12 protein-coding genes and 1 pseudogene are annotated in these 14447 nt (G+C 64.7%); 8 read left to right on the top strand and 5 right to left on the bottom strand.

Annotated elements, in window-relative coordinates:
* Positions 1-22 precede the first annotated feature (22 nt).
* Positions 23-3631 (top strand): bifunctional proline dehydrogenase/L-glutamate gamma-semialdehyde dehydrogenase PutA, encoded by a 3609-nt coding sequence (gene putA, locus CK222_RS22545; RefSeq protein ID WP_095801911.1) that lies wholly within the window; start codon positions 23-25, stop codon positions 3629-3631.
* 32 nt (positions 3632-3663) lie between these two features.
* Here putA and CK222_RS22540 read toward each other — a convergent pair.
* The 4 genes and pseudogenes from CK222_RS22540 to CK222_RS22525 form a co-directional block, all read right to left on the bottom strand.
* Positions 3664-3786, bottom strand: a pseudogene (locus tag CK222_RS22540) (antibiotic biosynthesis monooxygenase); the annotation flags it as partial.
* A 9-nt stretch (positions 3787-3795) separates the two neighbouring features.
* Positions 3796-4656: a TonB family protein gene (locus CK222_RS22535; protein ID WP_245433181.1), complete on the bottom strand. Its 861-nt coding sequence runs from the start codon at positions 4654-4656 to the stop codon at positions 3796-3798.
* A gap of 216 nt (positions 4657-4872) precedes the next feature.
* On the bottom strand, positions 4873-5310 hold the full coding sequence (locus tag CK222_RS22530) for a hypothetical protein (RefSeq protein ID WP_095801909.1): 438 nt from the start codon (positions 5308-5310) through the stop codon (positions 4873-4875).
* Between the two features lie 5 nt (positions 5311-5315).
* The gene (locus CK222_RS22525) at positions 5316-7505 is read right to left on the bottom strand and encodes a TonB-dependent hemoglobin/transferrin/lactoferrin family receptor (RefSeq protein WP_095801908.1); all 2190 of its coding nucleotides are present in this window, start codon (positions 7503-7505) and stop codon (positions 5316-5318) included.
* A gap of 203 nt (positions 7506-7708) precedes the next feature.
* Between CK222_RS22525 and hemP the strand changes: the two genes are divergently transcribed.
* The 5 genes from hemP to CK222_RS22500 are packed head-to-tail and all read left to right on the top strand — an operon-like array spanning position 7709 to position 11835.
* Positions 7709-7915, top strand: a complete 207-nt coding sequence (gene hemP / locus CK222_RS22520; RefSeq protein ID WP_066999851.1) for a hemin uptake protein HemP — start codon at positions 7709-7711, stop codon at positions 7913-7915.
* A gap of 50 nt (positions 7916-7965) precedes the next feature.
* On the top strand, positions 7966-9027 hold the full coding sequence (locus CK222_RS22515) for a hemin-degrading factor (protein WP_095802016.1): 1062 nt from the start codon (positions 7966-7968) through the stop codon (positions 9025-9027).
* Positions 9028-9038: 11 nt separating this feature from the next.
* Positions 9039-9932 (top strand): hemin ABC transporter substrate-binding protein, encoded by an 894-nt coding sequence (locus tag CK222_RS22510; protein ID WP_095801907.1) that lies wholly within the window; start codon positions 9039-9041, stop codon positions 9930-9932.
* A 6-nt stretch (positions 9933-9938) separates the two neighbouring features.
* The gene (locus CK222_RS22505; protein ID WP_095801906.1) at positions 9939-11039 is read left to right on the top strand and encodes an iron ABC transporter permease; all 1101 of its coding nucleotides are present in this window, start codon (positions 9939-9941) and stop codon (positions 11037-11039) included.
* A 7-nt stretch (positions 11040-11046) separates the two neighbouring features.
* Positions 11047-11835: a heme ABC transporter ATP-binding protein gene (locus tag CK222_RS22500; RefSeq protein WP_095801905.1), complete on the top strand. Its 789-nt coding sequence runs from the start codon at positions 11047-11049 to the stop codon at positions 11833-11835.
* Here CK222_RS22500 and rirA read toward each other — a convergent pair.
* Positions 11832-12293: an iron-responsive transcriptional regulator RirA gene (gene rirA / locus CK222_RS22495; RefSeq protein ID WP_066999863.1), complete on the bottom strand. Its 462-nt coding sequence runs from the start codon at positions 12291-12293 to the stop codon at positions 11832-11834. The two genes, CK222_RS22500 and rirA, sit on opposite strands and share 4 nt — an antisense overlap.
* A gap of 197 nt (positions 12294-12490) precedes the next feature.
* On the opposite strand from rirA, the gene CK222_RS22490 reads away from it, so the two are divergent.
* Positions 12491-13786 (top strand): DUF445 domain-containing protein, encoded by a 1296-nt coding sequence (locus tag CK222_RS22490; protein WP_095801904.1) that lies wholly within the window; start codon positions 12491-12493, stop codon positions 13784-13786.
* A gap of 67 nt (positions 13787-13853) precedes the next feature.
* The gene (gene phaP, locus CK222_RS22485; RefSeq protein ID WP_095801903.1) at positions 13854-14282 is read left to right on the top strand and encodes a TIGR01841 family phasin; all 429 of its coding nucleotides are present in this window, start codon (positions 13854-13856) and stop codon (positions 14280-14282) included.
* The last annotated feature ends 165 nt before the right edge of the window (positions 14283-14447 follow it).

The raw sequence follows: 14447 nt of genomic DNA, 5'->3' as shown, positions 1-14447 counted from the left end.
CGCTTGCTCTCATGGATCCGACATGCCGCTCGATGCCATCCGCCAGCAGATCCGCGCCAACTATTTGCCCGACGAAGACGAGGCGGTGAGGCGGCTGTCCGCGGCTGCCGGGCTTTCGGCGGAAGAGCGCAAGGCGATCTCGGCGCGTGCGGCCGATCTGGTGCGCGCGGTGCGCGGCTCGACCGACCCTCGGCTGATGGAGGTTTTTCTTTCGGCCTATGGCCTGTCGACCAAGGAAGGCGTGGCGCTGATGTGTCTCGCCGAGGCGCTGCTGCGCGTTCCCGATGCCGAGACGATGGACGATCTCATCGCCGACAAGATCGCGCCGCACGACTGGTCGGCGCATTCGGGCAGCTCGAGTTCCATTTTCGTCAACGCCTCGACCTGGGCGCTGATGCTGACCGGCCGCGTACTCGATGAAGGCGAGGGCGGCATCGAAGGCACGCTGCGCGCCATGGTGCGCAGGCTCGGCGAGCCGGTCATCCGCAAGGCCGTGGCGGCGGCGATGCGCGAAATGGGCGAGCAGTTCGTGCTCGGCCGCACCATCGCCGAGGCGGTCAAGCGCGGCCGTCCGATGACGCAGAAGGGCTATCTCTATTCCTTCGACATGCTGGGTGAGGCGGCCCGCACCGAGGCTGATGCGTTGCGCTATCACCGCGCCTATGCGGATGCGATTTCCTCGCTCGACGCGGGGTCCAATGGCCCGGACATTCGCTACAACCACGGCATTTCGGTCAAGCTTTCGGCACTGCATCCACGCTACGAGGTGGCGCAGAAGGAGAAGATGCTGCCGGTAATGGCCGAGCGGCTGTTGTCGCTGGCGCTTGCCGCGCGGCATTCGCGCATGGGCCTCAACATCGATGCCGAAGAGGCCGACCGGCTCGATTTGTCGCTCGACGTCATCGAACGCGTGCTCGCCGAACCGGAGCTTGCCGGCTGGGATGGTTTCGGCGTCGTCGTCCAGGCCTATGGCCCGCGCGCGGCCTTCGTCATCGACTGGCTCTATGCGCTTGCCAAAAAATACGACCGCAAGATCATGGTGCGGCTGGTGAAGGGCGCCTATTGGGACACCGAGATCAAGCGGGCACAGACGCTTGGGCTTGCCGGCTATCCGGTCTTCACCCGCAAGACCAACACCGACGTCTCGTATGTGGCCTGCGCGCGAAAACTGCTGTCGATGACCGACCGCATCTATCCGCAATTCGCCAGCCACAACGCGCACACGGTGGCTGCCATCCTGTCGATGGCGAAGGATCGCGACTCCTTCGAATTCCAGCGTCTGCACGGTATGGGCGAATCGCTGCACGAGACGGTGCGCAAGGCCGAAAGGACGCGCTGCCGCATCTACGCGCCGGTCGGTGCGCATTCCGACCTGCTCGCCTATCTGGTGCGGCGGCTCTTGGAAAACGGCGCCAACTCCTCTTTCGTCCACCAGTTGACTGACGAGGAGGTCGAGCCGGAAGAAATCGCCCGCGACCCGCTGGAGGCTGTAGAGAAACAAGGCCCCGCCGCCAATCCGGCGATCGCGCGGCCCGCCGCGATCTTCGGCGCCCACCGGCGCAATTCAAAAGGGTTCGACATCAGTGATGCGGTGACTCTTGCAGCCATCGACAGGGCGCGGGCGGAATTCGCGGGAGCGGATCGCTGGCATGCCAAGCCGATCACGCGCGCCGCCGGCTACGGCAAGCCGCGCCAGATCGTCAACCCGGCCAAGCCCGATGAGGTCGTCGGCACCGTGCATGAGGCGGCGGCCAAGCAGGTCGCGACGGCCGTTCGCATCGCTGTGGAGGCGCAGCCGGCCTGGGCAAAACGCCCGGTTGCCGAGCGCGCCGCGATCCTCAACCGCGCCGCCGACCTCTACGAGGCCAATGCCGCCGAGTTCTTCGCTTTGGCCACTCGAGAGGCCGGCAAGTCTTTGGCCGACGGCATCGCCGAAGTGCGCGAGGCGGTCGATTTCCTGCGTTACTATGCGGCCGAGGCGGCGAATGCCGAAGCGGGCACTGAAGCCCGTGGCGCGATCGTCTGCATCTCGCCGTGGAATTTCCCGCTGGCCATCTTCACCGGCCAGATCGCGGCGGCGCTCGTCACCGGCAATTCGGTGATCGCGAAGCCCGCCGAGCAGACGCCGCTGATCGCCTTCCGCGCCGTCGAGATGCTGCGCGAGGCCGGCGTGCCGGAGGATATCATCCAGCTCCTGCCGGGTGACGGTGCGTCGGTCGGAGCGCCGCTCACCGCCGACCCGCGCATCGCAGGTGTCTGCTTTACCGGCTCGACCGAGGTCGCCAAGCTGATCGAAAAACAGCTGGCCGAAACGGCGGCGCCCGATGCCATGCTGATTGCCGAGACGGGTGGGCTGAACGCCATGATCGTCGATTCCACGGCGCTTCCCGAGCAGGCGGTGCGCGACATCCTCGCCTCCGCCTTCCAGAGCGCCGGGCAGCGCTGCTCGGCGCTGCGCGTGCTCTACGTGCAGAAGGATGTCGAGAAGAAGATGCTGGCCATGCTGAAGGGCGCGATGGAAGCCCTCAATGTCGGCGATCCGTGGCTGATCTCGACCGATGTCGGCCCGGTCATCGACGATGAGGCGCAGGCCTCGATCGGCGACTACTGCAAGAAAAAGGGGCTGGAGGGGCGCCTCATCGCCAAGCTCGAAGCGCCGGCTGCCGGCCGCTTCGTCGCGCCGCATGTCTTTCGGGTCAAAGGCATCGAGGAGATGGAGCGCGAAGTGTTCGGTCCGGTGCTGCATGTCGCCACCTTCGACGCCGACGACATCGACGCGGTGATTGCCGGCATCAATCGCAAGGGCTACGGCCTGACCTTCGGCCTGCACACCCGCATCGAGGGCCGCGTCCAGCATTTCGTCGACGGCATCCATGCCGGCAACATCTATGTCAACCGAAACCAGATCGGCGCCGTCGTCGGCTCGCAGCCCTTCGGCGGCGAGGGTCTGTCCGGCACCGGGCCGAAGGCCGGCGGGCCACATTATCTGCGCCGCTTCCGCAAGGGCCCGCAAGCCGGAACGGAAGTCGGCGACGGCCACAAGGTGACGGCGACGGAACTCGCGGACAATCTGCCGGACCCGACGCTTGGCGGTTGGTCGACGCGACCCGATCGCGTGGCGATTCTGAGAAAACATCTGCGCGGCAAGGGGGCTGCGGCCATCGCCGCCGCAGCGGGCCTCGATTTCGGGCAGGTCGACCTGCCGGGCCCGACCGGCGAGGCCAACACGCTGTCGCTGGCGCCGCGCGGACGGGTGCTCTGCCTCGGGCCGGATGCCGAGACGCTGCTTGCGCAGACAATCCAGGCTTTAGCCGCCGGCAATGCCGTTCTGGCAGTGGCGCCAGGCGCGCCGGCGGCGCTGTCGGCGCTGACCGGCAAGGGCCTGCCACTGGCGGCGATCGACGGTCGGCCGGACCCGGTCGAGGCGCGCTCGCTGCGCGTCGACGTCGTTGCCTTCTCCGGCACGCCGGAAGCGGCGCGCATCGTGCGCAAGGTGGTTGCCGAGCGCGCCGGGCCGATCGTGCCGCTGGTCAGCGAAGTGCTTAATCCGGCGGCTTATGCGCATGAGCGCGCGGTCTGCGTTGACACGACGGCGGCCGGCGGCAATGCCAGCCTGCTCGCGGCAGCCTAATCAGGTGCGGGAAGGCCGCCGCGTAGCGGCGGTCAGGCGCCCTCGACGACCAAAAACCCTTCGAACTCGGGGTGGCCAAGATAATGCACCTTGGCGGTGCCGGCGTTGCGATGGGCGGCGCGGAAGTTCTCCGACTTCGTCCAGGCGATGAAATCGCGGAGGCTTTAAAAAGGGCCGATCCGCGCCTTGAACACCCAACTTGATTTGCCGGTCTCGGGTGGAATGGGAGGGAACGGGGCTTGCTTGCGCACCAGCGTCAAAGCGAACTGATCGAGCTCGGCGGACCCTGAACTTTCAGTGAGCTGCAGGTCGCTGACGCTGCCGTCGGCCGCGACGACGAAAACCACCCTGGCGTTGTTGCGAGCCTTGGCCTGGATCGATTTCGAAACGCGACGGTTGGCGCGCGCAAGTTTCTTCTGGATTTCACCGCTGTAGTGGGATTCCAGGGCATTGCCGGCAGCGACCTGTTTCTTGCCTTTGCTGGCGGCAACAGGCGCGTCGCGTGTATCGCCATCCGCCGTGCCGCCGGTTGCATTGGTCTGGTCTGCCGCTGCCGATGGGGCTGGGCCGCTCGATGTCGCACTGGGGACCGGTGGCTGTTGAGGCTCGGCAAGGGGCGCTTCAGCGCTTTGCAGTTCGGTCGCGGGCGTAGGTTTGCTGTCGTCGGGGACAGTCTGGTCATCCTGGCGTGGGCTGGTGGCCGCCACGATATCCGGCGCGGAAGCGGCTTCCTTGACGGCTTGCGGCGGAAGCTGAGGCGTCGAGGGTTCGCTTGCTGGTTGCTGCGCTTCGACCGGCGGTGCGGGCTGCGCGGCCTGGCGTTTCACCGGCTGCAGTTCGGGCACCAAGGTGACATCCACGGCGCCGGACGACTGGTCGTCCAGGGCGCTGCCGGTGACGTTGGCGCCGGACTGATCTGTGCCCTCGGCCCGAATCGCGTCCATGGAGTCGAATATCCCGGCAGGCGCGAACAGGAACGCGGCCGCCGCAGCGCCATGGAGCAGGCCGGAAGCGATGATCGCCACCGGCCATTTGCGATGCCCGGCCGAGTGCCGCGGCTGCATGAGCGGCTCGGCCGGCGTGATCGCCGGTTCGCTGCCTGCATCGGAGGAGTGATTGATGTCCTGCATGTCTCGCGCCGAGACCTGCTGTACGCGATAAGAAATTGTCAAATCAAGATCGGTTGCCGCCTATGGCCCACGCCATGGCGTCTCCTGGCGGGCCGGATGCAATCCCCACCTCTATACGCCGAAGGCGATGGCGGTTTTAGTCGAGGTCGTCAGGTCGCGCATGCAGGCCGTCGGCTCGACGCCGGTTCCAGCGCATTCCGTCGCGCTGTTGATCAGCACGCGGCCGAGCTTGCCGCAGTCGGCGCCCGCGAGATCGAAGCGCGTGACTTTCGTCTTGCCGACCGGCAGGTCCTTGAAATCGAGCACGGTGAGGCGGTCGACAACGCCGGACTCATTGAACAGCGCGATTTCGAAAGCGGACTTCGACAGGTCGGCGCCGAGCGCGTTGTTGACGACGAAGGTCAGCCGGCAGCCCTTGTCCGAAGGCTGCACGGCGTTGAGTTCGAGATTAAGGGCCGGCGCTGGCGCGGACTGGCCGCGCGCCGGCACCGGGCCGAGCGACATCGCCAGCGCCGAGGTCAAGAGACAGAGCGATGTCGTCAAGTTCATGGTTCTCAGCCTCCAAAGCGCATGGTTGCCGCAAGCTTCAGCGTGACGCCCGGTTCATAGAGGACGGCAGTCGTGCTTGCGTTGAGCGGATTGGTGTATTTGACATCGAACAGATTGTCGGCGCGGACGTCGAGCTTGAGGTTGTCGGTCGCCTGGTAACTGGCAAAGGCATTGACCAGCGTATAGTCCTTGGCCACCGGATTGCCCTTGGGCTTGCCGTTATATTGCACTTCACCGCCGACGGTGAGCCTGTCCTCGAGGAAGCGAAGGCCGAGCTGCGCCGTCACCTGCGAGGAGGGAATGGTGGCAAGGTCGGCCCGCTCGCCCTCATACGAGATGGTGTGGCCGTTGATGATCGAGGCCGAGAAGCCCGCATAGCCCCAGCCGGCGTCATAGACGCTTTCCAGTTCAAAACCGTTGATCTTGGCCTTGGCGAAGTTCTGATACTGGAAGCAGATCGGGATGCCGGGGCCGAACGGGCAGCCGCTGGTCGGGTCGAAGGCCGACAGCGTGACGCCGTCGATATAGTCTTCGACATTGTTGTTGAAATAGGCGGCCTTGAGCCGCAGAGCGTCGCCGCCTTCGAAAATGTCGTTCTGCTTGAAGTTGACGCCGAACTCGACGGTCTTGCCGGTCTCAGGCTTGAGATTTGGATTGGGCAGGAAGGGGAAGGTGACGCCGGCCGGATGGTTACCGCTGATCAGCGTCTCCGTCAGCGAGGGTGAGCGGTAGCCTTCCGCATAGGTGCCGTAAAACTGCAGGCCGGCGAGGTCAGCGCTTTCGAAGGGCGATACGCCGACGGTGATGCGCGGCGACAGCCGGTCGCCTGATGTCTCGTGCTCGGAGTCCTTCAGGCTGTACCTGTCGTAGCGCAGGCCGGTGATGACCTCCAGCCATTCCCAGGTCAGCTTGTCCTGGACATAGGCGCCGGAGACGTTGCGCTTACCTGACGGCGTGTAGAAGCTGTCGCCGCCGGCTGTGCCCCCGGTTTCGACGTCGTCGCCGACCCAGTCACCGCCGTAAGTCAACTCATGCGCAATGCCGGCGGTCTCGAATCGCGACGTGTTCCATATGTCGATGCCGGTCGTCCCGACATCGAAAGTCGAGAGCGACCCGGCGGGCAGCACCACGGGCAGGCCGGTCGTCGGATCGAAACGGTTCTGCGGGACGAGCGTCGTCAGATCGAGAAGCGTCTTGTTGTAAGAGGCGTTGATGTGGAGATCGAGCCAGCTTTTGGCATCGTCGGTGATGTTGTAGCGGGCGGTGAAGGTATTCGATTTCAGGTCGACATCGTTGGCCGGAACGCCGCCACTGGTCTCCGTCCACCCGTCCTTCGAGCCGACCCAGCCGAGCTTCAACTCGCTGTTCTCGGTCGGGCGAATGGTGGTCTTGAGCAGGCCGCTCAGCACGTCGAAGCCGGTGCCGGCAACGGTGTCGCCGCCACCGTTCTTGTAGTCGCCGTAGTCGCGGTAGACGATGTTGCCCAAAACGTCCCAGTTCTCGTTGAAGCGATAGGCGCCGCTAGCGCTGGTGGTCCAGCCCTTGCCATTCGTTTCATAGCGACCAGTCAGCGATCCGGCCCAGGTCTCTTCCGGCTTGAGGAAATCTCCGGCGTCCTTGGTTTCGAAGAACACCACTCCGCCGATGGCGCCGGAGCCATAGGTGTTGGCGACCGGGCCGCGGATCACGTCGACGGATTTGATGAGCTCGGGATCGACATAGAAGGTCGACTGCGTGCCGTGGTCGGAGCGCTGGAAATCCTGCCTGGCGCCGTCGACGATCACCGCCACGCGGCCGAAATCCTGCAGGCCGCGGATGTTGATGCTGGAGCTGACGCGTCGCGCGTCGGCCTGCACTGCAACTCCCGGCACGCCAAGCAGCATCTCGTTCGGCGTCGTCGCCATGCGGCGCTCAAGCTGTTCCTTGTCGACATGGCTGGCCGAGGCCAGCGACTGGATCGCCGTCTCGCCGGTGCGGCTAATGACGAGGATCTTGTCGAGCAGCGTCGAGTCGCCTGCACTTTTCTGGTCAGTCTTCTTTATCTGGTCGCTCTGCTGGTCAGCCGCCGGCTGGGTGGCCTGTTGCGCTTTGGCCGCCGGCATACAGAGCGCGATTGCCGCCGCGCCAGCCAGCAAGGCCGCCATTTCCTTCGCCATCGGCCGATCTGTCGGCCGTCCCCAATTCACCAACCCCATGCCCCAACTCCAGATTCTCAGGCTCGATGCTGGCTGGCGCGGGGCTCGCTCGCATTTTTGATCGCGTCCGGCGTCTTAAATGTTGACTCATTTAGTCCGGTAATGCACGACTAGTAAACATGAGAAATAGAGTCAAGAATTTAATCGGCATTTGACGAGGCGACCGGCCCGGTGGCCGGCACAGGAAAAAGGGACCGAATGAGATGAACAGCCATAACCCAAGCGACTTTCGCTACCGCGGCCGCCGCTCCGACGACGTGCCCGCGCGTTTTGACCGCGTGGCGATGTCAGTGCGCACGCTCTCCAGCAACGCGCTGTTCCAGGGCGAGCATGAGATCGGCATCGAACACCATGGTGCGCTCTACCGTCTGAAGATCACCCGCCAGGGCAAGCTGATCCTCAACAAGTAAGCACGATCGGCAGACGAACAGGGCAGACAAAAAGTGGGCAGGTGGACGATATGGACCAACGCGTGAAGCCGTCGCCGGACGAGATCCGGCGTTCGCGGGAAGACAATCCGAAGATGCGCGAGCGCGATTTGGCGGCCCAACTCGGCATTTCGGAAGCAGAGCTGGTCGCGGCACATTGCGGCCATGGCGCCGTGCGCGTCGAGCCGCGCGTCAACGACCTGCTGAGCGGCCTCGAAGCGGTCGGCGAAGTGATGGCGCTGACCCGCAACGAAAGCGCCGTGCACGAAAAGATCGGCGTCTACGACAAGGTCGTCACTGGCAATCACAACGCCATGGTGCTCGGCGAGAACATCGACCTGCGCATGTTCCCGAAAGTGTGGGCACATGGCTTTGCCGTCGAGAAACGCGACGGGGGCGAGATCCGCCGCAGCCTGCAGTTCTTCGATGCGGCCGGCGAGGCCGTTCACAAGGTGCATCTGCGGGCGGCCTCGAACCTCTATGCTTACCAGAAGCTGGTGGCGGGCCTTGAATCGTCGAACCAGGAGCCGACGATCGCAATCGCCTCAAGCGCGCCGGAGGACGAAGTGGAGGTGCAAGCCTCGGTAGCCAGCATCGACGACCTCCGCGACCGCTGGAGCCGGATGACCGACGTGCATCAGTTCTTCGGCATGCTGAAGACGCTGAAGCTCAGCCGCCGTGAGGCGGTGCGCATGGTCGGCCAGGACTATGCATGGCTGCTCGACAATGATGCCGTCAGCGCCATGTTTCACCACGCGGCGGAAGGCGAGATGCCGATCATGTGCTTCGTCGGCAACCGCGGCTGCATCCAGATCCATTCCGGCCCGATCAAGTCGGTCAAGCCGATGGGACCATGGATTAACGTGCTCGACGAGACCTTCCACCTGCATCTGAGGACCGATCACATCCATGAAGTCTGGGCGGTGCGCAAGCCGACCAAGGATGGCCATGTCACCTCGCTCGAGGCTTACGACGCCAAGGGGGGCATGATCATCCAGTTCTTCGGCAAGCGCCATGAAGGCGAGGGCGAGCGCGAAGACTGGCGCTTCCTGGCCGAGAACCTGCCCCGCATCCCCAGCCCGACCGCTGCATGAGGCGAGACTCGATGCGTGTCGTTCACCGTTTCCGCTCTGGGCTTGCGCTGCTGGTCGGCGTTCTGCTTGCCGCCGCCGCTCTGCCTGCCGGAGCCGATGAAGGTAGGGCCGTCTTCTCCGACACCTCGCGGATTGCCTCCATCGGCGGCTCGATCACCGAGATCGTCTATGCGCTCGGCGAGGAAGGTCATCTCGTCGCCCGTGATTCGACCAGCTCTTTCCCGCAAGCCGCGCAGAAATTGCCTGATGTTGGCTATATGCGCGCGCTGTCGCCGGAGGGCGTTCTGTCGGTCAATCCATCGGGGATTCTAGCCCTGCATGGCAGCGGCCCGAAGGAAACCGTCGACGTGTTGAAGAAATCGAGCGTGCCCTTTATCGAGGTGCCGGAGCGCTACAGCCATGAAGGCATCCTCGAAAAGATCCGCACCGTCGGGAGGGCACTGGGGGTCGAGGCTAAGGCGGAGCAGCTCGCTGCGGAGACGGACGCGAAGCTGAAGTCGGCCGAAAAGCAGACGGCCGCGATCAAGGAGCGCAAGCGCGTGCTGTTCGTGCTGTCGATGCAGGGCGGCAAGATCCTGGCCGCGGGCAGCGATACGGCCGGCGACGGCATCATCAGGCTTGCCGGCGCCGTCAACGCGGTCGAGGGTTTTTCGGGCTACAAGCAGCTGTCCGACGAGGCGATCGTCACCGCAAGGCCGGATGTGCTCCTGACCATGAAAAACGCCGGTCCACCGATCTCGGAAGATGAGCTGTTCGCCAATCCATCGATCGCTTCGACGCCCGCGGGAGCTGCCCGCAAGCTGATCAGCATGGATGGCGGCTACCTGCTGGGCTTCGGGCCGCGCACGGCCGCGGCCATCCACGACCTCGCCGTCTCGCTTTACGGCAATCAGGTCACGGACTGAGCGGTGATGGCCGAACAGTCGATTGCGGGGCCGGCGGGCAGGGTGAGGGCATCCGATGGCGACCGCTCGGCGCGGGCAAGGATCGTCATCCTGCTTTTGTCTGTCGCGCTTGCGCTGTCCATATTCCTGTCGCTGACCTCGGGCGCTTCGGACGCGTCCGCCGTTCGCGTCATCCGCGACTGGCTGACCGGAGGCGTGCCGGCCGATACGGCGCTCGCCGCGCGCCACCGGCTGATCGTCTATGACATCCGCATACCGCGCGTGCTGCTCGGCGTGCTGATCGGCGCCGCGCTCGCCGTCTCCGGCGCGGTGATGCAAGGACTGTTCCGCAACCCGCTCGCCGATCCCGGCCTGATCGGCGTTTCGGCCGGCTCGAGCCTTGGCGCGGTGGCAATCATCGTGCTCGGCACAACCTGGCTTGCGCCTGTCACGCTCGCCCTTGGCACGCTCGCCCTGCCGCTGGCAGCCTTCCTCGGCGGCCTGGCGGTGACGCTGCTGCTCTATGCCATTGCGACGCGCCACGGCCGGACGTCAGTCGCCACGATGCTGCTCGCCGGCCTGGCGATCGCCGCCCTTGCCATGGCGCTGACCGGCATACTGGTCTTCGTGGCCGACGACAGGCAATTGCGCGACCTCACCTTCTGGCAGCTCGGCTCGCTTGGCGGCGCCACTTGGCCGAAAATCGGCACGGTCGGACCGGTGATCTTGCTGGCACTGGCGACGATGCCGTTTCTGTCGCGCGGCCTCGATGCGCTGGCGCTCGGCGAGGCGACCGCCGGCCATCTCGGCATTCCGGTCCAGCGGCTGAAATACACGGCCATCGTCGGCGTGTCGGCGGCGGTCGGTGCGTCGGTCGCCGTCAGCGGAGGCATCGGCTTCATCGGCATCGTCGTGCCGCATCTGTTGCGCCTCGCCATCGGTCCGGAAAACCGCTACCTGTTGCCGGCCTCGGCCTTGCTCGGCGCCTCGCTGCTTCTGCTTGCCGACGCGGTCGCCCGCACCATCGTCGCTCCGGCCGAACTGCCGATCGGCATCGTCACGGCAGTGGCCGGCGCGCCGTTCTTCCTGTGGATCCTGCTGCGCAAGCGCGGCGTCATTGATCTGTGAGCAGCCGATGATCGAAGCCCGGGACATCTCCGTAGCGATCGGCTCCAGGCGCATCGTGTCGCATGTCGATTTCACGGCGCGGCCGGGCGAGGTAACGGCAATCGTCGGGCCCAATGGCTCGGGCAAGACGACGCTGCTCAAGGCGCTGACGGGCGAGCTCTCCTATACCGGCACTGTCATCCTCAATGGCCGAGACCTGGTTTCCATGAAGCCGGTGGAGGCAGCGACGCATCGCGCCGTGCTGCCGCAGTCCACCACGCTATCCTTTCCCTTCACGGTGCTAGAGGTCGTTCGTCTCGGCCTGATCGGCGGGCGTTCCGGGGTGCTGCCCGGCGAGGATGCGCGCTTGCCCGAGCGGGCGCTGGCGCGTGTCGATCTCGACGGCTTTGCCGGCCGCTTCTACCAGGAGCTTTCAGGCGGCGAGCAGCAGCGCGTCCAGCTTGCCCGCGTGCTTTGCCAGGTCTGGGCGCCGGTTCTCGAGGGCAGGCCGCGCTACCTCTTCCTCGACGAGCCTGTCTCCAGCCTCGACGTCAAGCACCAACTGATCATCATGAATATTGCGCGCGATTTCGCCCGGCGCGGCGGCGGCGTGGTGGCGATCCTGCACGACCTCAATTTGACGGCCATGTATGCCGACCGGATTTTCGTGCTCTCTCGTGGCCAGCTGGCTGCCGCCGGCTCGCCGCAAGACGTGCTCAATGACGAGCTGATCGAAAAGGTGTTCGACTGCCGGCTCAAGGTCGGCGCACTGCCTGCTGGAAGCGTTCCGTTCGTGTTGCCGCAATCGGCAGCTTAGGCAGCCGGGGCGCGCTGCTCCAGGAGATCGATGCCAAGCAGGTGGCGCACATTCGGGCGCGCGGCGACGAGGTCGGCGATCGTGTAGCGGGAGAGCACGGCGAAGAAGGCATTGAGCGCTTCGCGCAGTGCCGAATTCAAGGCGCAGCTGTCGACCAGCGGGCATTCGGCGGCGTCGTTCTCGAAGCACTCGGCCATGGCGAAGCTCTCTTCGGTGACGCGCACGACGTCGAACAGGCTGATCTGCTCCGCCGGGCGGCCGAGCCTGACGCCGCCATTGCGGCCGCGCACCGTCTCGACCAGGCCGGCCTCGACCAGCGGCTGCAGGATCTTGAACAAAAACAGCTCCGAAACCGAATAGGCGGTGGCGATCTCGGGGATGCGGCTCAGGCGGTCGCTGTTCGCGGCGCAATACATCAGTATGCGCATCGCATAGTTCGTCTGGCGTGTGAGCCGCATGGTATCCTCGCGAAATTAGCTTGGGCCGAATATATGGCCCATAGTTTGGAACAATTCCAGACTGGACCGCTACATAGCTGAATAATCTTGTCAACTTTTTGTGCGACTCCGCCGCATCGCACCGCAATGCGCTTTGAGCGAGCGTTTCCCCGGCGCAGGCCCTAGATAAGTCCGGGTGCAATAGGGAAGACCTTTCCATGTCACAATCAGCTCAGGCCCTCGCGCCGGTTCGATTCGACGCCGATGCGCAGGCAAAGCTCTCGGCATTGCGGCGGACCAAGTTCGTCGCCGCCGCGGCGCTTGGCCTATGCATCCTTGTCTTCGCGCTCGCCAAGTCTTTAGAGATCACCCATCCGTGGCTCGGCTTTGTTGCCGCGTTCGCCGAGGCGGCGATCATTGGCGGGCTGGCCGACTGGTATGCGGTCGTGGCGTTGTTCAGGCGCCCGCTCGGCTTGCCGATCCCGCACACGGCCATCATTCCCGAGAACCAGCACCGCATCGCCGACAATCTCGGCCGGTTCATCGAGGCCAATTTCCTTGCGCCGGAGCCCGTGCGGGAAAAGCTCGCCGAGGTCGACTTTGCGGCCCTCGTCGCCGACTGGTTGGCCGACGCCGAACGCGCCGCCGACCTGTCGCGATTCGTCGCCCGCCTGGTGCCGCAGACGCTGACCGCCGTGGAGCAGTCCGGGCTGCGCGACTTCGTCACCAGCCGCTTGCTGGAGCAGATCGAAAAAGTGCCGCTGGCGCCTTTAGCCGCGGAGCTGTTGTCGGCGCTCACCGACGACCGGCGCCACCAGAAACTGTTCGACGAGTTCACCAGGGTGGTCGGGCGCTTCCTGAACGACGAGAAGGCGCTGGCGACGATGCGCGAAAAGATTCGTGAGGAACTGCCGTCGCTGTTCAACCTGTTTCGCGCCGACGCCTATCTGCTCAAGAAGATTGTCGCTTCCGCCGGGTTGCTACTGGAGGAGGTGCGGGCCGATCCCGATCATCCGGCGCGCGCCGAGTTCGACCGTTTCGTACTTCGCTTCGTCGAGCGGCTCAGGACCTCGAAGCAATATGCAAGGCGCGCCGAAAAGCTGAAGCGCGATTTCCTGGGCCGTCCGGAAGTCAGGGCTCTCGCCGGCGACACTTGGGCAAGCCTGCGCTTGTTCATCGAGCAGGACGCCAACGCGGCCAATTCGACGATTCGCGAGCACCTCGCCAACCTGTTCGTCGAGGTCGGACGACATTTGGCCGACGATGCCCAGATCAGGGCCGACATGAACCAGGGTTTTGTTGTGGCGCTCGCCTCCTTCGTCGAAAGCCAGAAGAGCGGCGTGTCGAAATTCATCGCCGATCAGGTCAAGCGCTGGGATCTGGCCCAGCTGACGCGGCTGATCGAGATCAATATCGGCAAGGACCTGCAGTACATCCGCTTCAACGGCATGGTAATCGGCGGTCTGGCCGGCTTGGCACTCTATACGGCGGAGCGGCTGCTTCTCCTCAATTGACGCGGACCGGGCGCGCACTATTCTCCCTAGTGGGCGCTGTAAGAGCGGCAGATCGGGAGGCGACGACATGGCAAAACAACCGGAATCCGACTCTTTTCTGGACATCTTCAGCAGGTTCGGCCGCGACTTGAAGCTGCCGAAGGTCGACATCCAGGCGATCCTCGATCACCACCGCAGGAATCTCGAGGCTCTGGAGAAGTCGGCCAGGGCAAGCGCCGCCGGCGCGTCATCCATTCTGTCGAGACAGCACGAAATGGTGCAGGAGGCGCTCGGCGAAATTACCCGGATGGCACGCAACTACCAGCCTCCGGGCAATCCGCAGGAGTTGATGACGAAGCAGGTGGATTTCGCCAGGAAATCCTTCGAGACAACGCTGAAGAATGCCGGCGAGGTCGCCGACCTGGTTCGGAAATCCGGCACCGAATCGGTCGAAATCCTGCGCGACAGGATCAAGGACGCGATGGCGGAAATCCGGGCCGGCTACGACGGGAAGTGAGCAATCCAGGGCGCCTATTCGGGTTTTCCGGATCGGGTTCAGGCGGCTGAGCAATCGGCGGCGCGTGCGGCTGCGCGTTCGCGGCTTGCCGTAAAACCGTCAACTCTGAGGGTGAAATCGAGGCGCCGCGAATTGACAGGAGCCGCCGGTTCATGGTCGGGAGAT

Source organism: Mesorhizobium sp. WSM3866 (assembly GCF_002294795.1).
Classification (GTDB): domain Bacteria; phylum Pseudomonadota; class Alphaproteobacteria; order Rhizobiales; family Rhizobiaceae; genus Mesorhizobium.
Note: the sequence above shows the minus strand (reverse complement) of the source record. Positions and strands in the feature narration are given on the sequence as shown.